Raw genomic sequence first — 21,155 nt, forward strand, 5'->3', positions numbered from 1 at the left:
GGGTGGAGATGCGGACCAAGGACCTGCTGTACAAGTTCTCGACGAAGCTGCACGTGGTGGTGTTCTTTCGGTCGAAGGGGCGGGTGTTCGGGCGGGCTATGGGGATGCCGGTGGTCGGGCTCGTGACCGTTGGGCGGAAGAGTGGTCAGCGGCGTACGACGACCCTCGCCGCGCCGATCGCCGACGACGAGCGGGTCGTGCTGGTCGCGTCGTTCGGCGGGGATGACCGGCACCCCGCCTGGTACCGGAACCTGCGCTCCAACCCCGACGTACAGGTCCTCCTCCGCGGCCGCACCCGCTCCCTCCGCGCCCGCACCGCAACCGGCCCCGAGCGCGAAGCCCTGTGGAGCAGCATCGTCAAGATCTACGAAGGCTACGAGCGCTACCAGCGACGGACCGAGCGTCAGATTCCGGTGGTGATACTCGAAGCCGCGCCGCAGCGAGCAGCGTCGCAACCGTGAGCGGCACCCACAGTGTGACCTCGCTGCGAGCGGCGAGCGTGGTGATGATCGCGGGGGAGACGGCGAGGCTGAACCCGGTCGAGAGCTGGAAGCGCGACAGCGCCCGTCCGAGCAACCGCGGCGGGGCGAGCGCGGTGACGAGAGCGGTGGCGCTGCCCGCGTAGATGATCTCCCCGAGCGTGCAGACCACTGACACCACGCCGACGGCCGGAGCGCGCCACCCGTGTCCCAGCGCGGTCGCCGCGAGGAACCCGACGTACGACGCCGCGAGTACGACGCCCGCGACGACCAGCGCCGGACGCCGGGAGAAGCGCGACATCAGGATCGTCACCGGCACCTGCAGCGCGACCACCAGCACCGTGTTCGCCACCAGAACGGCCGCCGCCCACGCGGGGGATTCGTGCAACTGCGTCACCAGGATCAACGGGATCGCGATCTCGGGAACGTTCAGACAGAAGACATAGACAACGTTGACCGCCAGCAGCACACCCATTTTCGGCGCCGGCCCGACCGCCTGACTGCGAGCAGCAGGTACGTCGACGTGCACCGACCAGGCCAACGCCGCCGCGACAAGATACGCAAGCCCCGTCACCGCCGCCATCGCATGCAAAGCCGAGGTCCCGCCTGCCAGGCAAGCCGTCGCGACCAACGCCCCCGCACCCACACCCGCGTTGCGCAGGGAACGACCAGCCGCCAGCGCGGCGTCGCGCTCACGCCCGTGCGCGACCGCCGCGACAAGTGCCGCGTGCGCGGCGGGCCACGCTTGGTTGCCGATGCCAAGGAACAGCGCCGCAGCCGCGAAAACCCAGACCTGCTGAGCGTTCGCGGCCAGCAACAACCCCACACCGACCACCCGCACCAGCATCGACGCGGCAACGACCGTACTGCGCGCCCCGCGGTCCAGCCATCGCCCGACCGCGGGCATACACACCAGGCCCACGACGATGCCGCCCGTCATCGCAAGGCCGGCGACCGGCGCGGACAACTTCAGTACCGCCACGCCGTACAGCAAGAGGAACGGCCGCAACAGCCCGGTGCCGAGTGCGTCCACGACGAGCGCGACGGCGTACCGGGGGCCTCCGGAGGCGCGGACGAGGGGCCGCAGCTGGATCTTTGCCATGGCGGCAACGGTGCGGCCGGCCGCCGTACGAGGCATGCCGGTTGACGAAACCTGTCAACTGACGTGCTCGGCGTACGGGCGTCCGGCGAGAATGTGGAGGTGACGTTGAGGATCGACATCGGCGGTGTGCCGTCCGGGCGGGTGCGGTTCGCCGCGTCGCCGTTGGCCGAGCTGACCGCGATGCTCCACGTACTGGCCGAGCCGGCGCATCACCCGCAGCTCGCCGGCTGGGCCGCGGACGTCTGGGCCGGGCTGCGGCCGGAACTGGCCGAGCGGTTGCGGGAGGCCGAGTTCCTCTGGCGGTCCTCGCGGGCCGACTTCCTGGTGCCCGCGCGTCCGCGTCCGACCCTCGCCGAGGAGCTGGACGACGTCGACCGGATCGACGACGAAACTTACGTCACCGCCGCGCTCATCACCACCTGTGGCAGCAACCGCGTCCACTTCGGTACGCCGTCACCGCTGGCCGACGCGACGGCGCGGGAGCGGGCGCTGGACCTGGCGCAGGCCCGCGGCGTACTGCAGGAGGCGTTCGCGGAACGGCTGCTCGCGGATCCCGCCGCCGTACGGGCGCGGGTCCGGGACACCCTCGAACAGTGCGCCGAGGCGTTCTTCGACGCCGCCTGGGCAGGGGCCGCCGTACAGCTCGCGACCGATCTGCGGGTGAAGAACGACCTGCTGAAACGCCAGGGCATCGCGGCAGCGCTCGCGGCCGTCTCCAGCGCGATCACGCTCTCGCCGGACGGGGACTGCATCGTCGTCGACAAGCTACAGGACAACGCGACCTCCGGCGCCGGGGTCACCCTTCTGCCCAGCGTCTTCGGCCGCCCGCACCTCGTGGCGGTGCACGCACCAGGGTGGGAACCGGTCATCCAGTACCCCGTCGCCGACCCGATCGCGGCGGAGCCGGTCTCGCTGGAAACGGTCACCCTCCGGCTGGAGGCGCTCGCGCATCCGGTTCGTCTCCGCCTGCTCCGCACCCTCGCCCGCGGCCCGCACACCACCGGCGAACTCGCCGACGCCTGGCAGCTCACGCCCCCGGAGGTCTCCCGTCACCTGGCAGTCCTCCGCCGCGCCGGCCTGCTCACCTCCGAACGCCAGGGTCGATACGTCCGCTACACCGCCAATCTCCCGGACCTGACCAGCCTGGGCTCCGACCTAGTGACCGCTGTACTGCGTTGACGGGTACTTCGTCTGATGCCGGGCGCGTCCGGTCCTGCTCGTGATCGCGAGCATGGTGACGGCGGCGATGCCCGCGAGGATGTAGGCGTTGCCGGGGAGTTGCTGGCCAAGGGTCCAGTCGTACTCGCGGTCGAAGGCCTGTGGCACCCACCGGAACGGCCCCGCGATGAAGTAGCCGAACCAGACAGCGGCCACCGCGAGCCTGACCAGCGGCCGACGAGCAGGCACCATTTTGGCCAGTGCGATGCCCATCGGGACCATCCACACCCAGTGGTGGTCCCACGAGATCGGCGCGCACAGCAGTCCGACGGTCGCGCCGACGCACAGACTCGCCAGCGTCTGCCCCTGGTCGTACAGGCGGCGGCTCAGCCAGAGACCGGCGACGACGGTCGCGAGCACCAGGACCATCCACACCGCTCCGCTCGAGGGTGCGCCCAATCTCACGAGCAGGCCGTTCCAGGACTGGTTGCCGGCGAACGCCGGCGGTCCGATCCGGCCCGCGTTGAAGACGAGCCGCGTCCAGTACTCCCACGATGCGCTCGGTGCGAAGACGAGCCCGATCAGCACCGTGCCGCAGAAGGTCGCGGCCGCGTACCTGAGGGCGCGCCATTGCCTGGTGACCAGGAGCCACGCGACGAAGACGAGCGGCGTCAGCTTGATCCCCGCCGCGACCCCGATCCAGATCCCTCGACCGGCGTGTTTCCGGTCGAGTACGTCGTACATGACGAGGGCGCAGAGGAACAGGTTGATCTGACCGTACGACAGCGTCTCGCGCACCGGCTCGACGAGAAGGCACACGGCCACCGCCACCACCATGGCCGCGGTCCGCAGCCGCGGATGGTTGAGCGAGTACCGGAGAATCAGCCACAGCGCGGCGATCGAGCCGGCGATCGAGACGCCGTACGCGAGCGGCCACGGCAGCAGTGCCAACGGTACGAAGACCAGCGCGGCGAACGGCGGATAGGTGAAGGGCAGCGAGATCCTCGGCAGCCGGGCCGAGTAGAGCGCCGACGGGTCGGTCACGATCGTGTCGCCGCCGAGCCGGTAGACCTTGAGGTCCGCGCCGGTGTGGTCCCACAACACCGGCAGCAGGACAGCCGCCGCTATCCCGGCCAGTACGGCGAGGACCCACAGCCACCGGGCGTCCAGCAGCGCGACGACGCCCCACCGCCCGGTTACCGCTCGGTCGTGCTGTTTCGCTGACGGATCGTCTGTCAACCCGGTCTCCCCCCAAGTCCCACCCCCTCCAGCATCCGGCTCCGGGCCGGATCCGCGCTAGCGCGGTATTGGAGCGACCGTGTTACAGCCTGTTAACAGCCGGGCCGCGAAATATCGTCCGGTGATCGGGCAACGTAGTCCAAGGACTGTCGCGCGCGCAGTCGTTACGGTCACTCCGAAAGGAGGCGGTCGAATGACTGGGATCGGTCGGAGAGTGGTTCTCAAGGCTGCGGTGGGTGGGATTGTTCTGGGGGTTCCCGACGTCGCGTTCGCGGTGCCGAGGACAACGGTGGTTTTACCGAGTGACCGGTGTGTTCGATATTTGGGCAGATGGCAGCCGCAGCCGGACGGGTCTGTCGTCGGGTATTTCCAGAGCGGGCTCGAGTTCGATTTCGTCGGTACGTCGGTATCGGTCACGCTCGGCAATACCTGCCGGCTGCTGTACCGCGTCGACGGGGGACCGGTGCAGCGGAACATCACCGCGAGCGGGACGGTGGTGCTCGCGTCCGGGCTCGAGAACAGGCGGCACTCCGTCCAGTTCTACTCGGAGTACCAGCAGTCGTTCCCGCGGGTGAAGTACTTCGAAGTGGGGCAGGTGGTCCCGGCAGCGAAGCGGCCGGCGATGGAGTTCGTCGGCGACTCGATCTCGGTCGGGTACATCGGGCCGGGGCTGGTGAACTCGCTGGGGAGTTCGTTCAGTTACAAGACGCCCGAACTGCTGGGGTTGTCGCACAACACCGTGGCGTTCGGCGGGATCGCGATGACGCCGGGGTTCGGCTCGCCGGACAAGTCGGGAATGCTGAACCGGTACACCAAACTGTCCGAATATGTTCCGGGTGAGGTGAACGTTCCCGAATGGGACACCTCGCGCTATGTTCCGGACTACGTCGTGATCAACCTCGGGACGAATGATTCCACCAGTCCGGACTTCAAGCCGGCCTATCTGGCGTTCCTGCGGAATGTGCGCGGCTACTATCCGGACGTCACGATCATCGCGATGTCGCCGTTCAACACCAACCACCGCGACGAGATCGCCGAGGTGGTCGGCACGACCGGGGACCTGTTCGTGGACACCACCGGCTGGATCGACCGGGCGACCGAGACGACCGACGGGACGCATCCGACGATCGCCGCGCACAACAAGATCGCCGGCAAACTGGCGGCCGCGATTCAGCAGCTGACCCCCTTGCCCTGACCGCCGAAGATCTCGAGCCGCCGCGCCTCGGCGATGTCCACGACGCCTGCCGGCAGGTAGTGCAACTGGACAGCGCGGCGGCGGGTGCCGGTGCGGTTGGCCGGCGTCCCGTGGTGCAGGAGCCCGTGGAAGAACAGGATTCCGCCCGGCGGGAGCGGAACCACAGTGTCCCGGGCTACCTGCACCTCGTCGTCACACAGCTGCTCGTCAATGGCCGCGTCGTTTGGTGAGCCCGGTTCGCGACACCCCGGCGATGGCGTCCAGCCGGAGTGGCCGGCCGGAGTCGCGGATCTCGTAGAGGGTCGGGCAGATCCAGCCGCCCTCGTCGAACTCGTTCCAGGCGTAGATCAGGACGGTGTTGGCCGGCGAGTTCGCCGGATGGCCCGCACCCCAGGTGATGGCGGCTCCGAGGTGGGACGCGATCTCGGCGGGTGTCGCCTGCTGGCTCCAGTTGTCCTTCAGCGGTGTGTAGTCGGCGATCCACGACACCGGATAGTCGTACCGGGGCCGGTTGTCCCACCCGGTCGACACCGTCGGGACGACCTGGCCCGCGGCGGTCGAGTAGTCGTTCCACAGCCCGGCCTCGGACGCGGCGAGGCTCGCGTACGTCGCACCGTTCACCCCGCCGGTCGCGTACCGGCTGACCGCGTCGGCGCCGACCGTGGTCTTCAGGTCGGCCGCGCCCTGCGCGGTCCACGCCATCACGACGACGTACGGGTCCGCGACGCCGAGCTCGGTCGCCTTCGCCCGCAGCTTGGCGACCTTGCCGGCGTCGGCGCCGGACAGGAAGTAGACCAGCGGGCGCCCGCCGAGCACCTTCTGGTAGTTCGACTCGCTCCAGTGCGACGCCAGCGCCGGAAGGTTCGCGTCGAACGCCCCGGTGAAGTTCCCGTCGAGCAGCGCGCACCAGCTGACGTCATTGCGGTGGGTGCTCGACAGGTAGAGGTTCCGGGCGCGGTTCAGCGGGTCCTGCGGGTAGTAGACGAACGCCCAGTAGTCGATGCCGGCCGCCGCGGCGTACTGGATCTCCTGGTCCATGATCGCCTGGGTCGCGCCGTCGGCGTTCACCGACTCGGTCACCGCGACGCTGACGTTGTCGACGTACAGGTCCGAGGTGAGCGCCTCGTTGGTACGGAGCGCGAGGCTGTCGAACGTCGGCGCCGTCACCAGCAGCGCCGCGTGGCTGATCCGCCGTACGCCGTTGACGTATACGTCCACCCACGGCGTCTCGCCGGGCGGCGCGGGGTCGGCGATCACCTTGATCGTGTACCAGGTGTCGTCGGCGACGTCCTGCAGCGTCTTCCACGTGCCGTCCGGCGCGCGCATCATCAGATGCTTGCCGTTGGCATCGGTATTCGTGGCGATGTCGACCGCGGCGGCCGAGCCGGCGACCAGCAGGGCGCGCGCCCACTTGCCGGCGACGGTCTCCTTCCAGTCCCACTGCACCGTCACGGCGCGGCTCTGTCCGGCGAACGTGTGCGTCATCGAGGCCATCAGCGTCGTGGACTCGTCGTGCAGGTGGACGGTCTTGCCGGTACGGTCGGGGCCGTCGACGACGGACACCGTCGTTCCGGCCGGCGACGACACGGTCCACCCCGACGGCGCCGCGCCAGTCGTCTCCGCATCGAAGTTCTGGTTGATCAGCAGCCGGTTGGGCACGGTGATCTGGGCGTAGTACGGCAGCCGGAACTGGTACTGCTGCGGGGACAACGTGCGGTTCACGGTGCTGCCGACGTGCGTGTCGCCGCCGACCCAGGCGTCCCAGCGGATCGCCCCGACCAGCGCCGGGGCGGCCTTGATCCTCTTCGCGGCAGCCGTGCCGCCAGGTAGACCCAGGACGACGCCGCCGGACACGACGGCCGCCGCCTTCAGCACGTCGCGGCGATTCAGCCCCGACTCATGAACAGACATGACTCATCTCCAATGCTGGGAGCCTCAACTGTTCGTGCATCATTGCCTGTCGGGACCGGATCCGCCTTCGCTCCGGTTGACCGAATCTAGGACGAAGTTGGCCGCCCCACCGACAAAAGTTGCCAGGGGCACCTTTCAGCCGACGATCTGGCCACCGAAGCGCGCACCGCTGACCGGCAGCGCCGGCATCGGCTCGGCCGTCGCGTGGTACCGGGCCTCGCCGGTGCGGGCGCGGTTGCGGTACGCCGACGGGCTCAGGCCGTACGCCGTCTTGAACCGGCGGGCGAAGTACCCGGCATCCTCCCAGCCGACGCGCGCACCGATCTGCGCGACCGGTGTATCGGTCTGGACCAGCAGCCGGGCCGCGGCCTGCTCCCGTAGCCGGTTGAGGTAGGCGATCGGCGGCGACCCGAGCTCGCGCTGGAACAGCCGCACCAGGTGGGTCCGCTCGGTGGTAGTCGCGGCGGCCAGTTGTGCCAGCGTCCACGGCCGGCCCGGTTCGTCCTCCATCAGCTGCGCGGCCCGCGACACCGCGGGGTGCAGCGGGGCGATCGACCGGCGGTGGATCGCCTGCTCCGGCGACCAGCAGCGGTTCAGGATGTTCAGGTAGATCAGCAGGTGGCCGACCAGCTCGATCCGGGTGCGCCGGGCCGGGGTGGTGTCGCTCATGCTGTGCAGCTCCGCGATCGCGAGGCTCACGTCGTACTTGCCGAGCTCGATGCGCTGCGGCAGCGGCAGGCTCGACTTGTGCACCGTCTGCATCAGCGGCAGCTCGGCGTCCAGGAACGACAGCGTGCCGTCGATCAGCTCGGGCGCGACGAAGCTGTCGAACACCACCAGGTCCTCGCACTGCGCGTACCCGTGCCACTGGTTCGGCGGTACGACGATCGCGCTGCCCGGGCCGATCGGGTGGTCGCCGTCGGCCGCGATGTGCAGGCCGCGGCCCTGCGTGACGAGCGCGATCTCGAAGAAGTCGTGGTCGTGCGCCGCGACGTCACCGGGCAGCCGGTGCCGGTCGGCCCAGACCGGCAGGCCGTCCGGGTTGAAGACCGCGGCGCGCTCGTACCGGGGCTTGCTGCGACTGGCCACTTTTGTCCTACTTTCCCTCAACCTCCGCGAAGGTGCGGCGCCTCGATCGTCAATAACATCACATCACCGAGCACCGTGACAGAGTTCCGAGGAGTGACCCCTGTGTCCCAACGCGACGTCGCGATCGCGGCGTACTACTTCCCCAACTACCACGTCGATCCGCGCAACGAGCGGTGGCACGGCGAGGACTGGACCGAGTGGGAACTCGTGAAGCGTGCCGAGTCCCGGTTCGAGGGCCACCTGCAGCCGCGGGTCCCGCTCGACGGCTACCTGGACGAGGCGGATCCGGACGTGATGGCGGGCAAGATCGCGATGGCGACCGGGCACGGCGTGGACGCGTTCCTGTTCGACTGGTACTGGTACGACGGGCGCCCGTACCTGGAGCGTCCCCTGGAGGCGGCGTTCATGCCCAACGCGGCCGCCGGGGAGATGAAGTTCGCGCTGATGTGGGCGAACCACCACTGGAGCAACATCCACCCGTGGAAGTCCGCGACGCCGGCCACCCAGCTCGAGTCCGGCACCGTGGACGCGGCCCAGTTCGAGGCCGCCACCGACTACATGATCGAGCGGTACTTCGGGCACCCGGCGTACCTGCGGATCGACGGCGACCCGTACCTGTCGATCTACGAACTCGCGACGCTGGTGGAGGGCCTCGGCGGCGTCGAGGCCGCGCGGGCCGCGCTCGACGGTCTGCGCGAACGGGCCGCGAAGGCGGGGTTCCCGGCGATCCACCTGAACGCGATCGCCCGCGAGCGGCAGGTGCTGCCCGACGACGGGGTCTCGCTCGACGGCCCGACCCTGATCAGCCGCCTCGGCTTCGACAGCGTCACGTCGTACGTCTGGGTGCACCACCACCCGATGCCGGACCTGCTCACGCCGTACGCCGACATGCTCGAGCAGGCCGTGGACGGCTGGAAGCGGTACGCCGCGGAGTACGCGCAGCCGTACTACCCGAACATCACGGTCGGCTGGGACTCGTCGCCGCGGACCGTGCAGTCGGACCGGTTCAACCCGGCGCTCGGGTACCCGCACACGAACATCATCGCGGACGCGTCGCCGGAACAGTTCGGCCGGGCGCTCGAACAGGTTCGGGAATTCGTTGAGCAGACCAACGTTCCGCTGGTCACGATCAACGCCTGGAACGAGTGGACCGAGGGCAGCTACCTGGAGCCGGACACACTGCACCGGCACGGGCACCTGGAGCAGATCCGCCGGGTCTTCGGGACCCGGGAATGACGCCGACCGGCTGGACCCGGCAGCACCTCGCCGACCTGGCCGACGAGTCGCTGCTGGCGCTGCGTCCGTGGGCGACCCCGGACCACGCCCGGTTCGATCTCCCCGGGCCGGCGGGGCAGTCGGGTCCGGTCTCGGACGGGCTGGAGGCGTTCGCCCGGTCGTTTCTCGCGGTCGGGTTCCGGCTGTCGACCGCGGAGTCCGATCCGCACGACCACGCCGGGTGGTACGCGCGCGGGCTGGCGGCGGGTACGGATCCCGACTCGCCTGAGCGGTGGCCGTCGCTGGTCGACGTACCGCAGGCGCGGGTCGAGGCGGCGGCGATCTCGATCGCGCTGCACGAGACCCGGCGGTGGATCTGGGATCGGTTGCCGGCCGCCGTACAGGGCCGTGTCGTCGACTGGCTGGCCGGGTCGATCGGGGCTTGGTATCCGGAGAGCAACTGGCAGTGGTTCCACAACGTGACGCAGGCGTTCCTGCGGTCGGTCGGGGGACCGCACGACCAGGCGCGGACGGACGAGTTCCTCGCGTATCTCGACGGCTGCTACCTGGGCGACGGCTGGTACAGCGACGGCCGGCCGGACGGGCGCGGCGGGAACATCGACTGGTACGCCGGGTTCGTGATGCAGCTGTTCTCGGTGTGGTACTGCCGGATGTCTGCCGGCGAGCCGGGGATCGTCGAGCGTCAGGCGCTGTACGCCGAACGGCTCCAGGCGTACGTCGCGAGTGCCGCCGGGCTGTTCGGCGCCGACGGTGCGCCGCTGTATCAGGGCAGGTCGTTGGTGTATCGGCATGCTGTGGTCGGGGCGCTGTGGGCGGGCGCGGTCTTCGATGCGAACCCGCTGCCGCCGGGTCGGCTCCGGCATACGTGCCTGGGAGCGATCAAGTACTTCGTCGAGCGGGGTGCGTACGACAAGGACGGTCTGCTGAGCCTTGGGTGGCTGGACCGGTTCGAGCCGATGCGGCAGCCGTACTCGGGTCCGGGTGGGCCGTACTGGGCGAGCCTCGGCTTCGCCGGGTTGTTGTTGCCGGAGACGCATCCCGTGTGGACCGAGCCGGAGGAAGTCGCGCCGATCGAGGGTGTGCGGGCGATCCGTCCGACCGGCTGGCTGGTCGCGGGCACCGAGGCGGACGGGATCGTCCGGGTGATCAATCACGGGGTTGATCACAGCACCGCCACACCGGGCCTGGAAAGCCCGCTGTACAACAGATTCGGCTACTCCACCGTGACGGCTCCTGTCCCGCTGACGGACGGCTCCGCCGGGCAAGCGGTGGACAACCAGGTCGCCCTCGTCGACGCCGCCGGCCGCTGGTCCCAACGCCCCCTGATCAACCTGGTCGCCATCAACAACAACCGCGCCGAAAGCCGCCACATCGCGCGCTTCGCGCGCACGTCCGGAGGGTCCGACGCGGGCCCGGAACTGGAGTGCGTGTCGGTCGTCCGCGGCCCGATTGAGATCCGAGCCGTACGCCTCACGGGCACCGCCCACCTGCAACCCGACCGGGAGGCTGGGGGGTTGGTGGTTTCTGGGTTTGGGGTTCCGCGGGAGGCGGCTGAGGGGGCTCGGGGGGATCTTGTCAGTGCGGTTGTCTCGTTTACTGCGGGCGGGGTGATCGGTCGTTCGGTGCATGAGTTGGAGACGGCGTTCGGGGCCGAGATCGAGGTGCCGTGGTGCCGGTTCGACGGGCCGGAGGTGGGGCGGTGGTACGTGGTCGGGTCGTACCTCGGCGTCGCCGCGCCGGACTGGCCGACGGTTGTGGTGTCCGGAACCGGCCGTCCCAGCGTCGCCTGGCCGGACGGCGTTTCCGATGAGATCTGAGCGGGGCGCCAATCCTGTCCTAGTTTCGGTCAATCCAGCCGGTAGTAGGTGCCCGACAGCCGTCAATAACATCCGGGAAATCGAGAGGAGGAGTTCATGGCCATGACCGTCAAGCACAAGCTCGCCGCCACCAGCCGATCGGCAGTCGCGAGCGAGTCACCGCGACGGTTGCAGCGGCTCCGCCGGGACCGGCTGCTGGTCGCCCTCGGGCTGCCCGGTGCCACGGCTCTGGTCCTGTTCCAGTACGTTCCGCTGCTCGGCAACATCATCGCGTTCAAGGACTACCAGCCGTACCTCGGCATCACGGACGCGCCGTACGTCGGCCTGCAGAACTTCTCGTTCCTCTGGGACGGCAACCCCGCGTTCCGGAACGCGCTGCTCAACACGCTGATCCTGACCGTGGTCCAGGCCGTGCTGGTGTTCCCGATCCCGCTCGGGATCGCGCTGCTGCTGAACAGCCTGGCCGGTGAGCGGCTGAAGCGGCTGCTGCAGTCGGTGCTGTACCTGCCGCACTTCCTGTCGTGGGTGATCGTGGTCGCGATCTTCCAGCAGATGCTCGGCAACGCGGGCATGCTGAACACGTTCCTGATCCAGCACGACCTGCCGATGTTCCACATCATCGGCGTACCGGACCTGTTCAAGGTGCTGCTGACCACGCAGGTGATCTGGAAGGACGCGGGCTGGGGCACGATCATCTTCCTGGCCGCGCTCGCCCAGGTCGACCAGGAGCAGTACGAGGCGTCCGCGGTCGACGGCGCGAACGCGCGCCAGCGGCTCTGGCACATCACGTTGCCGGCGCTGCGCGGGATCTTCGTCCTGCTGCTGATCCTGCGGCTCGGCGACAGCCTGTCGGTCGGGTTCGAGCAGATCATCCTGCAGCAGGGGCCGGTCGGCGCCGACGCCAGCGAGGTGCTGGACACGTGGGTCTACAACAACGGCATCATCGGCGGCAACTGGGGGATGTCGACCGCGGCGGGGCTGGTGAAGAGCGTCGTCGGGGTGCTGCTGGTGATGGGTGCGAACAAGCTGGCCCATCTGTTCGGCGAACCGGGGGTGTACCAGAAATGAGTACCCGCCCGATCTGGATGGAACGGCCCAATCCGTTGGTCCAGGCAACGAAGTCGATCGCGCTCGGGATCGCCGTACTGCTGGTGATCGTCCCGTTCTGGTCGATCGTCGCGACCTCGCTGGCGGATCAGAAGACGATCGACACCTCCGGCGGCGGCATGGTGCTGTGGCCCGGTGGTACGTCGATCTCGGCGTACCGGGCGATCCTGTCCGGGGGAGTGGTCACGCGCGCGTTGACGATCTCCATCGGCATCACGGTGGTCGGTACGTTGTTCTCGCTGACCGCCACGTCCGGCCTGGCGTACTGGTTGTCCCGGCGCGGCGCGGCCGGCGCGCGACCGATGCTGATGGTGGTGCTCGGCGCCGTGCTGTTCAGCCCGGGGCTGATCCCGAGCTATCTCGTGGTGAAGCAGCTCGGCCTGCTGGACTCGTGGTGGTCGCTGATCCTGCCGGTGGTGGTGAACGCCTTCAACGTGCTGGTGATGCGGGCGTTCTTCCAGCAACTGCCGCAGGAGCTGTTCGAGTCGGCGGCGATCGACGGCGCGTCCAGCGCGACCACGCTGGTCCGGATCGTGCTGCCGCTGTCGAAGGCGGTACTGGCCGTGATGGGTCTGTTCTACGCGGTCGGCTATTGGAACGCGTTCTTCAACGCACTGCTGTACATCCAGAGCACGGACAAGTGGCCGATGTCTCTGGTACTGCGCACCTTCGTCGTGAACCAGACGACGATCGGCGGTGACCAGGTCGGCGCCGGAGCCGAGGCGATGCCGCCCCAATTGCCGTTGCAGATGGCGATCCTGGTCGTCGCCCTGGTACCGATCCTGGTCGTCTATCCCTTCCTGCAGAAGCACTTTGCCAAGGGAGTCATGGTCGGCGCCGTCAAAGGTTGAAGTTTTCAGTCAGGAGAAACGCAATGGTGTACAGAGCAATCGGGCGCAGGTCCTTTCTGGTGGGTGCGGGGGGCGGGGCAGCGGCGTTCCTGGGCATTTCCGGCTGCAGCAGCGGTGGCGGCGGCAGCCAGTCGAACTCGGTGGAGTCCAACACCAAGGTGACGCTGCCGACGTACGCCGCGTACGGCGGGATCACGCCCGATCTGCCGGCGACCGCCGAGGGAGTCGACCCGGCGTTCCGGCACTTCCCGAAGGAGCGGCCGAAGTCGGTGCCGGACAAGCCGGGCAACGGCGAGACGGTCACCGGGATGGCGAACATCTTCCTGCCCGTGCCACCAGGTGCCGGAAGCAACAGTTACTGGGCCGGCCTGAACGACCGGCTCGGCGTCGACCTGAAGCTGCAGATGGTGCCGGCGGCGGACTACGAGCAGAAGTTCGCGACGACGATCGCCGGCAACGAGCTGCCCGACGTACTGCAGATGCGGCCGGTGGCGAACCTGCCCGCGCTGCTGGACAAGCGGTTCACCCGGCTGGACGAGTACCTGGCCGGGGATGCGATCAAGAAGTACCCGAACCTCGCGAACATCCCGACCCGGACCTGGAAGTCGGCGGTGTACAACGGCGGGATCTACGGCGTACCGATCCCGCGGGGTGCCGTGCAGCTGTACAGCTTCATCCGGCAGGACCTGTTCGAGGCGGCCGGGGTGTCGCCGGAGCCGAAGAGTTTCGCGGAGCTGACCGACGCCGCGAAGGCGCTGACCGACCCGAAGTCCAGGCGCTGGGCGTTCGGCGCGTGGAACCAGGTCCGGGACTTCCTGCAGATGATGAACAAGGCGCCGAACGGCTGGCGGGAGGAGGGCGGGAAGCTCACCCACCAGTACGAGACCCCGGAGTACAAGCAGGGCATCGCGGACCTCACCCAGTTGTGGAACGCGGGCGTGATCCATCCGGACTCGTTCTCGGACCAGATCCCGTTCAAGAACCTGTTCAACGCCGGGACGATCGCGATCAACGCGATCGACGGGTACCTGGGCTGGAACCAGTACATCCAGACCGCGGCCGGGAACCCGAAGTTCAAGCTCGGGCTGATGCCGGCGTACACCCGGGAGGGCGGCGAGCTCGCGCCGTGGTGGCAGGGCGGCGGCATCTACTCGATCACCGCGCTGAAGAAGCAGACCGATCCGAAGAAGATCGAGCTGGTTCTGCGGGTCCTGAACTGGCTGGCGGCCCCGTTCGGCACGGACGAGTACGTCTACCGGGTCTTCGGCAAGGAAGGCGTCGACCACACCGTGAACGCCGACGGCGATCCGACCCTCACGCAGGCCGGTCAGACGAACACGGCGATCCCGATCCGGTACCTGGCCGACGCCCCCGCGGTCGTCTACCAGCCGGGCCGGCCGCAGGACGCCGACGTACAGCACGCGTACCAGACGAAGGTGCTCGCGAAGACCTCGGTCAACCCGACCGTCGGATTGTTCTCGAACACCAGCGCCACGAAGAACGCCGTACTCGACAAGGCGATCAGCGACGGCGTGAAGGACATCGTCCAGGGCCGCAAGCCGATGAGCACGCTCGACGACCTGGTGCGGACGTGGCGCAACACCGGCGGCGACGCAATGCGCAAGGAGTACGAAACCCAACTGCAGACCCGCTAGCGCGCACTGGGTTCGTTCACGCCGGCGAGCTTGTCGGTGTCGAGGACGAGGTTGATCTCGGTGATGCGGTTGTGGACGACGGTCATGCCGACGACGGCGACGGTGCGGCCGCGGGTCTTGGCGATCACGCCGGCGGCGCCGTTGACGACGGCGGGGTGGCAGAGGGTGGCGAAGCGGGGGCCGTGGGCGGCGGCGTGTTCGGCGACGTCCGCGGCGCCGGTGAGCAGTGCGGGGGCGAGCCAGGTGCGGGAGCCGGTGTCGACGCGGAACACGACCTCCGGGTCCAGGACCTTGAGCAGTCCTTCGAAGTCGCCGGCCCGTGCCGCTTCGAGGAACGCGGTCGCGACCCGGAGTTGGGTGTCCAGATCGGCGTCCGGGACCGTCGGCGTACCGCGGATCCGGCGGCGGGCGCGGCTGGCGAGCTGCCTGGCTGCCGCTGGGCTGCGGTCCAGGATCGGCGCGAGCTGGTCGAACGGTACGCCGAACATGTCGTGCAGCACGAAGGCGAGACGTTCGGCCGGCTCCAGGGTGCCGAGCACGACCATCAGTGCGAGCCCGACCGAGTCGGCGAGCAGGGCGGCCTGTTCCGGGTCCTGCTGGTTGCCGTCGGCGAGCAACGGCTCGGGCAGCGACGTACCGCTCGGGTCCTCCGGGTGGGTACGGCGTTGCCGGAGGATGTCGATGCAGACCCGGCCGACCAGGGTGGTCAGCCAGGCGTCGATGTTGTCGATCGACGTGCTGTCGGAGCGGATCGAGCGGATCCAGGCCTCCTGCAGCGCGTCCTCGGCCTCGGTCGTCGAACCCAGCATCCGGTAGGCGATCGCCCGCAGCCGGGGCCGCTGCTCCGCGAAGTGTTCGGCGAACCACTGCTGGTCGTCCACGGTGCGTGTTCTCCTCGTCGGGGTTCAGCGGAGAGCTTCGCCGAACATCAGTTGTAGCAAGGTCGGGGCGCCGTCGGAGGTCGTCACCACCACGTTGCGGCGTACCCACTCTGAGGTGTCCAGCTGGGCGAGTACGGCCGCGGCCAGGTCGGCGCGACTGGTCCGGAAGCCGTCGGTGCGGTCCTCTTCCAGTCTGTACGCCGTGACGCGGTCGGCGTTGTACAGCCCGGCCGGGCGGACCACGGTCCAGTCGAGCGTCGTCGCCCGGAGATCGGCCTCCATCCGGCGCATGTCGGCGTACGTCGTCCGGCCGATCGTCGCGGTGACCAGCGGCTGGATCACCCTGTTCATCAGGAACCCCGCCTCGGCGTGCGGGTGCGGGTCGGTGGAGACCGAGCTGATCACCACGATCCGCTCGACACCGTGGCGCCGCATGCCGGCCACGATGTTCGCCGTACCGCGGCTGTAGATCGTGACGGGCCGCCGCGTGAACGGGACCCCGAGCGCGGACAGCACCGCGTCCGCGCCGTCGACGGCGCCCGCGACCGCCTCGGGATCGTTCACGTCGGCCCCGACGACCGTGAGTCGCGGGTCGCTGACCGGGAACTCAGCGGGGCGCCGCGTCACCGCGACCACCGTGTGATCGGCGGCGAGTGCCTGCCTGGTCAGATGCAGGCCGGTCCCGCCGTGGGCTCCGAACAGCGTGAGTCTCATGACCTGTATGTCGTTTCCGGCGCCAGGAATGTGACTGTCACACGCGTGGTCGGCGGGACGACGTACTGATTGCCCGCACGACTACAAGGAGCTGTGTTGTGTTCACGACCACTGTCTGGATCGCCGAGGGGTTCCTGGCGCTGTTCTTCGCCCTGTCCGGCGTGCCGAAGATCCTCGGCACCGGGATCGACCGCTGGGTCGGCTTCGACGACGTACCGCGGGGGCTGACGGTCCTGATCGGGACGTCCGAGCTAGCCGCCGCGGTCGGCCTCGTCGTACCGGTCCTGGCCGGCCGCGGCGAATGGACCACGCCGCTGGCCGCCCTCGGGATCGCGGTCATCTCGCTGATGGCCAGCGGCTTCCACCTCCGCAACCGCGAGTGGCTCGCCGCCCTCGAGACCGCGCTGTGGGCATCGCTCGCCATCACGGTCACGGCCGCGCGGTGGGACAAGTTCGCGACCGCACCGGCACTGTCCCGCCACGACCTCGTGCCGATCGCGATCCTCGTCCTGCTCCCCGCCCTCCTCGTCAACCTCGTCGTACTGACCCGGCGAACCGCTTAGGGCATCAGGCTCGCGACGACGTCCACGTACCGCACCTCCGGATCCGCCACGAAGAGCTCGGCCCCGGCCGCCCGGAGCGCGGGTCCGTTCGCGTCCAGATGTGCCTGCGGGTCCGCCTCGTTCGTGAATGCGTCGTAGATCGCGAACGACGTCGGCCCCAGCCGCAACGCGAACCACACGACCGCCTTCGCCTCGGCCCGGACGATCTCCACCACCTCCCGCAACGTCGCCTCGACGTCCGCCACCCGATCCGGCTTCGCCTCGACCCGGATGCACAACCCGACACTCATCATGACGCCTCTCAGACTTCTGTATCGATCGTTCGGGAAATACGCTAACGCACTTCCCGAACGATCGCTATACAATTGAGCCATGAGAACCGGAAGGCCACGCTCGTTCGACCGTGACCAGGCGCTGGAGGCCGCGGTCGCGGTCTTCTGGGAGCACGGGTACGACGCGACCTCGATCGCGATGCTGACCAAGGCACTCGGGATCACCGCACCGAGTCTGTACGCCGCCTTCCGCGACAAGCGGACGCTCTTCCTCGAGGCGCTCGACCGCTACCTCACCGGGTACGCCGCCTTCACGACGGAGGCCCTCGCCGCGGAACCGCACACCCGCGACGCCGTCGAGCGGCTGCTCCGGGAGGCGGCCGTCGCCTACACGCGCCCCGACCGCCCGCAGGGCTGTTTGTTGATCACGGCAACGACCAACTGCGGGCCGCAGTCGGCCGACGTCGCCGAACACCTGCGCACGCTCCGCGCCGCGGGGGTCGAAGCACTCCGGACCAAGCTCCGCCAGGCGACCCGGAACGGCGAACTTCCCGAGCGCACGGACACCCGCGCGCTCGCGAGGTTCTACTCGGCCGTCCTGCAGGGCATGTCCGCCCAGGCCCGCGACGGTGCGACCCGCGCCGACCTCCAGCACATCGCCCAGAACGCCCTCCGCGCCTGGCCGGCTACTTCATCCCGGCCAGGCGGACGCCGTTGACGATGTAGCGCTGGAAGATCAGGACCAGGATGATCGTCGGCAGGGCGGCCAGTGTGGAGCCGGCCATCAGCATGCCCCAGTCGTTGCCGCGGGACGAGCGGAACGTGGCGAGGTACTGCATGATCTGGGTCAGGTCCGGGTTCGACACGACGAGGACCGGCCAGACGTACGAGTTCCAGTAGGCGAGGAACGAGCCGATGCCGACCACGACGTACGGGCCGAGGGACTGGGGGACGAAGATCTGCAGGAAGATCTGCCAGCGGGTCGCGCCGTCGATCAGCGCGGCCTCCTCCACCGCGGCCGGCATGTTCAGGTAGAACTGGCGGAGGAAGAACATCTGCGCGCTCGACGCGACGCCGGGGACGATCAGTACGGCGAGCGTGTCCAGCATCCCGAGTTTGCTCACCACGACGAACGACGTCAGCAGGATCGCCATCGCCGGGATGAACATCGGGGTGATGCAGACGACCCACCACAGCCGCTTGCCGGCGAACTCGAGCCGCGCGAACGCGTACGCGGCCGTCGAGTTCACCACCAGGCTCGCGACCGTGAAGATCACCGCACCGGCGAACGTGATCGCCATCGCCCGGACGAACGCGGGGTCGGCGAGGATCAGCCGGTAGTTCTCCACCCGCCATACGTCGGGGAAGAACTGGAACGGGCTGCGCAGTACCTCGGTCTGGCTCTTGAAGCCGGACATCGCCATCCACGCGAGCGGGAAGAGCGCGGTGAGGGCGATGCCGGCGACCAGCACGTACGACAGCAGCCGGCGTGGTGCGTACCACGAGCGGTTCATCGAAACAGGTCCTTTCGGTGACGCCTCAGGCGTCCGACGACTTCTCGGAGCTGACGACCCGGAAGATGATGATCGAGATGGTGCCGATGACGACGAACAGCAGCAACGCCGCGGTCAGCGAGTAGCTCGTCGCGTACGGCGTGCCGTCGCGGAAGCTGTTGAAGATGTACAGGTTCGGCGTGTTGGTGGCGTCCACCGGGCCGCCGTTCGTCATCACCAGCGGCAGCTGGAACTCCTGGATCGTCAGCGTCAGCCCGGTGACCAGCAGGAACAGGATGACGTTGCGCAGCGACGGCACCGTGATGTAGCGGGTGCGCTGCCAGAAGTTCGCGCCGTCCAGCCGGGCCGACTCGAAATAGCTCTCCGGGATGTCGAGGATGCCCGCGAGCATGATCAGCGTGGAGACGCCGAACCCGAGCCAGATCGCCGGGATCGCCACCGCCGGCAGCGCCGTACCGGCCGTGTTCAGCCAGGCGACCGGTCCGTGGCCGAACAGCCCGATGAACCAGTTCGCGACGCCCTCGTCCTGGTAGATGAAGACGAAGATGATCGCCGCGACGACGCTCGAGACGACCGCCGGCACGTAGACCGTGGTCTTCATGAACGCCGCCAGCCGCTTCGACAGCGTCGCGATGAAACTCGCGAGCAGCAGCGCGAGGACGAGGATCGCCGGGACGACCATGATCGCCAGCTTGAGGCCGACCCACAGCGACGCGTAGAAGTCCGGGTCGGTGAGCACGTACTGGTAGAAGTCGAACCCGACGAACTTCGCGTCCTTGTAGAAGCTCATCTCGAAGAAGCTCAGGTAGAACGCGTAGACGAGCGGCCAGATCACGAAGATCCCGAGCAGGATCACCATCGGCGCGATCATCAGGTAGGCGGTCAGATGGGCGCGCAGGTGCCTGGGTACCTGGTCACGGACCTTCCGACGGCGGCGGGACCGGCCGGACGGGCCGGTCACCTGGGTGACCCGGCCCGTCGGCTGTGTGGAGGTGTCGAGCATCGTTCGGTCAGCCCTTCGGTGCCGTGCCCTTGAGGTGCTGCTGCTTGATCACCCGGTCGATCGCGTCACTGGCCTTCTGGGTCGCCGCCGGGATGTCGGACTTGCCCTTCATCACGGACTCGATCGCGGTCGCGAAGGCCAGCGAGATGTCGAACGGGTACGCCGGCTCGGCCTTGCCGGTGGCGACCACCTTGTCGCTGATGATCTTCATGAACGGGTCGGAGGTGGCCGCCGGGTCACTGGCCAGTGCCTGGTCGACCGACGTACGCACGGTGTACTTCGAGAAGCCGCTCTGCCGGAAGAAGTCCGCCATGATCGCCGGGTCGCCGGCCAGCAGGTAGTCGATGAACTTGGCTGCGGCCTCCTTCTTCTTCGTCTTGCCGTCGACCGTCAGCGTCCAGCCGCCGAGCGTCGCGGTCGGCTTGGTCGCGTCGCCGTCGACCGACGGGAACGGCGCGACCGCGGTGTTCTTGATCATCGCCGGGAAGCTCTGCTTGAGCTGGCCGACCGCCCACGAGCCGTCCGCCATCATCGCCACCTGGCCCTGGCCGTACGGCGACGCGTCGGCGTACCCGACCTTCGGCTGCTGCGGCATCCAGCCCTTCTGGAACAGGGTCTGGTACAGCTGGAAGAGCTTCGTGTAGCACGGGTCCTTCGCGTTCGCGGCGGACCAGTCGTCGTTGATCGGCAGGTGGCCGCACGCGTTGTACTGCAGGCCCCAGCTCGACCAGCCGAGGTCGGGCGCGACCGAGGCCATCGTCATTCCCTTGACGTTGCCCTTGGTCAGCTTCTGGGCCCAGGTGAGCAGTTCGTCCCAGGTCTTCGGCGGCGAGTTCGGGTCGAGCCCGGCGGCCGTGACGAGGTCCTTGCGGTAGTAGAGGACGGTCGAGGGCTCGACCAGCATCGGGTACGCGTAGTGCTTGCCGTCGACCTTGACGAAGCCGGCGACGTTCGGCTTGAGGTCGCCCCAGACCTTGTCCGGCAGCAGCCCGTCGAGCTCGGCGAACTGGCCGTTCGCGACACCGGCCGGGATGCCGCCGTAGTTCGTGGTCGCGACGTCGGGCTGGGTGCCGGCGGCCTGCGCGGCCTTGAGCTTCTGCGTCCAGGTGTCACCGGGAACCACCTGGTACTTGACCTTGACCGCGGTCTGCGACGCGTTGAACTTGTCGACGTACGTCTTGAACCACTTCTGCTGGTACGGCTCGAACTGCTGCTGCCAGAACGTGATCTCGGTCGTCCCGCCCTTACCGCCGGAGCTCCCCGAGTTGTCGGACGAGCCGCAGCCGGCGAGGGCGAGCGTCGCGGCCACTGCCGAGGCGACGAGAATCCTGAGTCTCCGGTGACGCATGTTCCTGCTCCTTGTGATCTG

Annotated in this window: 21 protein-coding genes; 10 read left to right on the forward strand and 11 right to left on the reverse strand. The window is 68.6% G+C overall.

Translation table 11 applies throughout. The annotated features are described in order from the left end of the window. Positions 1-8: 8 nt before the first annotated feature. Complete coding sequence (locus ACQHIV_RS04885) at positions 9-461, forward strand: nitroreductase family deazaflavin-dependent oxidoreductase (protein WP_427892078.1); 453 nt, start codon at positions 9-11, stop codon at positions 459-461. On the opposite strand, the gene ACQHIV_RS04890 is transcribed toward ACQHIV_RS04885, so the two are convergent. Continuing rightward, positions 358-1,581 carry an MFS transporter gene (locus ACQHIV_RS04890; RefSeq protein ID WP_427892080.1) on the reverse strand — a complete coding sequence of 408 codons (1,224 nt, stop codon included), beginning with the start codon at positions 1,579-1,581 and terminating at the stop codon, positions 358-360. The two genes, ACQHIV_RS04885 and ACQHIV_RS04890, sit on opposite strands and share 104 nt — an antisense overlap. A gap of 99 nt (positions 1,582-1,680) precedes the next feature. Between ACQHIV_RS04890 and ACQHIV_RS04895 the strand changes: the two genes are divergently transcribed. Next, on the forward strand, positions 1,681-2,760 hold the full coding sequence (locus ACQHIV_RS04895) for a DUF5937 family protein (RefSeq protein ID WP_427892082.1): 1,080 nt from the start codon (positions 1,681-1,683) through the stop codon (positions 2,758-2,760). Here the strand turns inward: ACQHIV_RS04895 and ACQHIV_RS04900 are convergent. Continuing rightward, the gene (locus tag ACQHIV_RS04900) at positions 2,737-3,978 is read right to left on the reverse strand and encodes a glycosyltransferase 87 family protein (RefSeq protein ID WP_427892084.1); all 1,242 of its coding nucleotides are present in this window, start codon (positions 3,976-3,978) and stop codon (positions 2,737-2,739) included. The genes ACQHIV_RS04895 and ACQHIV_RS04900 overlap by 24 nt on opposite strands. A 322-nt stretch (positions 3,979-4,300) precedes the next feature. On the opposite strand from ACQHIV_RS04900, the gene ACQHIV_RS04905 reads away from it, so the two are divergent. Next, a complete protein-coding gene (locus ACQHIV_RS04905) occupies positions 4,301-5,173 on the forward strand; it encodes a GDSL-type esterase/lipase family protein (RefSeq protein ID WP_427892086.1) in 873 nt (290 codons plus the stop codon). On the opposite strand, the gene ACQHIV_RS04910 is transcribed toward ACQHIV_RS04905, so the two are convergent. From ACQHIV_RS04910 to ACQHIV_RS04920, 3 genes are all read right to left on the reverse strand, one after another. Continuing rightward, positions 5,149-5,337 (reverse strand): phytanoyl-CoA dioxygenase family protein, encoded by a 189-nt coding sequence (locus ACQHIV_RS04910; RefSeq protein WP_427892087.1) that lies wholly within the window; start codon positions 5,335-5,337, stop codon positions 5,149-5,151. The two genes, ACQHIV_RS04905 and ACQHIV_RS04910, sit on opposite strands and share 25 nt — an antisense overlap. 43 nt (positions 5,338-5,380) lie before the next feature. Beyond that, positions 5,381-7,084 (reverse strand): hypothetical protein, encoded by a 1,704-nt coding sequence (locus ACQHIV_RS04915; RefSeq protein WP_427892089.1) that lies wholly within the window; start codon positions 7,082-7,084, stop codon positions 5,381-5,383. Between the two features lie 135 nt (positions 7,085-7,219). Continuing rightward, complete coding sequence (locus tag ACQHIV_RS04920; protein ID WP_427892090.1) at positions 7,220-8,173, reverse strand: helix-turn-helix domain-containing protein; 954 nt, start codon at positions 8,171-8,173, stop codon at positions 7,220-7,222. Positions 8,174-8,275: 102 nt separating this feature from the next. On the opposite strand from ACQHIV_RS04920, the gene ACQHIV_RS04925 reads away from it, so the two are divergent. From ACQHIV_RS04925 to ACQHIV_RS04945, 5 genes are all read left to right on the forward strand, one after another. Then, positions 8,276-9,409, forward strand: coding sequence for a glycosyltransferase WbsX family protein (locus ACQHIV_RS04925; protein WP_427892092.1), 1,134 nt, complete (start codon positions 8,276-8,278; stop codon positions 9,407-9,409). After that, complete coding sequence (locus ACQHIV_RS04930) at positions 9,406-11,226, forward strand: DUF2264 domain-containing protein (RefSeq protein WP_427892094.1); 1,821 nt, start codon at positions 9,406-9,408, stop codon at positions 11,224-11,226. The genes ACQHIV_RS04925 and ACQHIV_RS04930 overlap by 4 nt, the downstream gene beginning before the upstream one ends. Positions 11,227-11,322: 96 nt before the next feature. Next, complete coding sequence (locus ACQHIV_RS04935) at positions 11,323-12,294, forward strand: ABC transporter permease (protein WP_427892096.1); 972 nt, start codon at positions 11,323-11,325, stop codon at positions 12,292-12,294. Beyond that, a complete protein-coding gene (locus ACQHIV_RS04940; RefSeq protein WP_427892098.1) occupies positions 12,291-13,184 on the forward strand; it encodes a carbohydrate ABC transporter permease in 894 nt (297 codons plus the stop codon). Before ACQHIV_RS04935 ends, ACQHIV_RS04940 begins: the two co-directional genes overlap by 4 nt. Positions 13,185-13,243: 59 nt before the next feature. Continuing rightward, positions 13,244-14,839 (forward strand): hypothetical protein, encoded by a 1,596-nt coding sequence (locus tag ACQHIV_RS04945; protein ID WP_427892100.1) that lies wholly within the window; start codon positions 13,244-13,246, stop codon positions 14,837-14,839. On the opposite strand, the gene ACQHIV_RS04950 is transcribed toward ACQHIV_RS04945, so the two are convergent. After that, positions 14,836-15,720 carry a sigma-70 family RNA polymerase sigma factor gene (locus tag ACQHIV_RS04950; protein ID WP_427892102.1) on the reverse strand — a complete coding sequence of 295 codons (885 nt, stop codon included), beginning with the start codon at positions 15,718-15,720 and terminating at the stop codon, positions 14,836-14,838. The two genes, ACQHIV_RS04945 and ACQHIV_RS04950, sit on opposite strands and share 4 nt — an antisense overlap. Before the next feature lie 24 nt (positions 15,721-15,744). After that, positions 15,745-16,434 carry an NAD(P)-dependent oxidoreductase gene (locus ACQHIV_RS04955; protein WP_427892104.1) on the reverse strand — a complete coding sequence of 230 codons (690 nt, stop codon included), beginning with the start codon at positions 16,432-16,434 and terminating at the stop codon, positions 15,745-15,747. Between the two features lie 98 nt (positions 16,435-16,532). Between ACQHIV_RS04955 and ACQHIV_RS04960 the strand changes: the two genes are divergently transcribed. Further along, on the forward strand, positions 16,533-16,997 hold the full coding sequence (locus ACQHIV_RS04960) for a DoxX family protein (protein ID WP_427892105.1): 465 nt from the start codon (positions 16,533-16,535) through the stop codon (positions 16,995-16,997). Here the strand turns inward: ACQHIV_RS04960 and ACQHIV_RS04965 are convergent. Continuing rightward, the gene (locus ACQHIV_RS04965; RefSeq protein ID WP_427892107.1) at positions 16,994-17,287 is read right to left on the reverse strand and encodes a putative quinol monooxygenase; all 294 of its coding nucleotides are present in this window, start codon (positions 17,285-17,287) and stop codon (positions 16,994-16,996) included. The two genes, ACQHIV_RS04960 and ACQHIV_RS04965, sit on opposite strands and share 4 nt — an antisense overlap. Positions 17,288-17,369: 82 nt before the next feature. Here ACQHIV_RS04965 and ACQHIV_RS04970 point away from each other — a divergent pair, with 82 nt between their 5' ends. Further along, on the forward strand, positions 17,370-17,987 hold the full coding sequence (locus ACQHIV_RS04970; protein WP_427892109.1) for a TetR/AcrR family transcriptional regulator: 618 nt from the start codon (positions 17,370-17,372) through the stop codon (positions 17,985-17,987). On the opposite strand, the gene ACQHIV_RS04975 is transcribed toward ACQHIV_RS04970, so the two are convergent. The 3 genes from ACQHIV_RS04975 to ACQHIV_RS04985 are packed head-to-tail and all read right to left on the reverse strand — an operon-like array spanning position 17,956 to position 21,134. Then, entirely contained in the window at positions 17,956-18,783 is an 828-nt protein-coding gene (locus ACQHIV_RS04975) for a carbohydrate ABC transporter permease (protein WP_427892111.1), read from the reverse strand. The two genes, ACQHIV_RS04970 and ACQHIV_RS04975, sit on opposite strands and share 32 nt — an antisense overlap. A gap of 25 nt (positions 18,784-18,808) precedes the next feature. Then, positions 18,809-19,786 carry a carbohydrate ABC transporter permease gene (locus tag ACQHIV_RS04980; RefSeq protein ID WP_427892113.1) on the reverse strand — a complete coding sequence of 326 codons (978 nt, stop codon included), beginning with the start codon at positions 19,784-19,786 and terminating at the stop codon, positions 18,809-18,811. A gap of 7 nt (positions 19,787-19,793) precedes the next feature. Then, on the reverse strand, positions 19,794-21,134 hold the full coding sequence (locus ACQHIV_RS04985) for an ABC transporter substrate-binding protein (RefSeq protein ID WP_427892115.1): 1,341 nt from the start codon (positions 21,132-21,134) through the stop codon (positions 19,794-19,796). Positions 21,135-21,155: the final 21 nt, after the last annotated feature.

This window comes from Kribbella polygonati (assembly GCF_050320105.1).
In the GTDB taxonomy this organism is placed as follows: Bacteria; Actinomycetota; Actinomycetes; order Propionibacteriales; family Kribbellaceae; genus Kribbella.

Coding starts and splice junctions, on each gene's coding strand:
- ACQHIV_RS04930 (WP_427892094.1), top strand. CDS start 9,406: ATGACGCCGACCGGCTGGACCCGGCAGCACCTCGCCGACCTGGCCGAC.
- ACQHIV_RS04935 (WP_427892096.1), top strand. CDS start 11,323: ATGGCCATGACCGTCAAGCACAAGCTCGCCGCCACCAGCCGATCGGCA.
- ACQHIV_RS04890 (WP_427892080.1), bottom strand. CDS start 1,581: ATGGCAAAGATCCAGCTGCGGCCCCTCGTCCGCGCCTCCGGAGGCCCC.
- ACQHIV_RS04980 (WP_427892113.1), bottom strand. CDS start 19,786: ATGCTCGACACCTCCACACAGCCGACGGGCCGGGTCACCCAGGTGACC.
- ACQHIV_RS04965 (WP_427892107.1), bottom strand. CDS start 17,287: ATGAGTGTCGGGTTGTGCATCCGGGTCGAGGCGAAGCCGGATCGGGTG.
- ACQHIV_RS04940 (WP_427892098.1), top strand. CDS start 12,291: ATGAGTACCCGCCCGATCTGGATGGAACGGCCCAATCCGTTGGTCCAG.
- ACQHIV_RS04970 (WP_427892109.1), top strand. CDS start 17,370: ATGAGAACCGGAAGGCCACGCTCGTTCGACCGTGACCAGGCGCTGGAG.
- ACQHIV_RS04975 (WP_427892111.1), bottom strand. CDS start 18,783: ATGAACCGCTCGTGGTACGCACCACGCCGGCTGCTGTCGTACGTGCTG.
- ACQHIV_RS04885 (WP_427892078.1), top strand. CDS start 9: ATGCGGACCAAGGACCTGCTGTACAAGTTCTCGACGAAGCTGCACGTG.
- ACQHIV_RS04955 (WP_427892104.1), bottom strand. CDS start 16,434: ATGAGACTCACGCTGTTCGGAGCCCACGGCGGGACCGGCCTGCATCTG.
- ACQHIV_RS04915 (WP_427892089.1), bottom strand. CDS start 7,084: ATGTCTGTTCATGAGTCGGGGCTGAATCGCCGCGACGTGCTGAAGGCG.
- ACQHIV_RS04985 (WP_427892115.1), bottom strand. CDS start 21,134: ATGCGTCACCGGAGACTCAGGATTCTCGTCGCCTCGGCAGTGGCCGCG.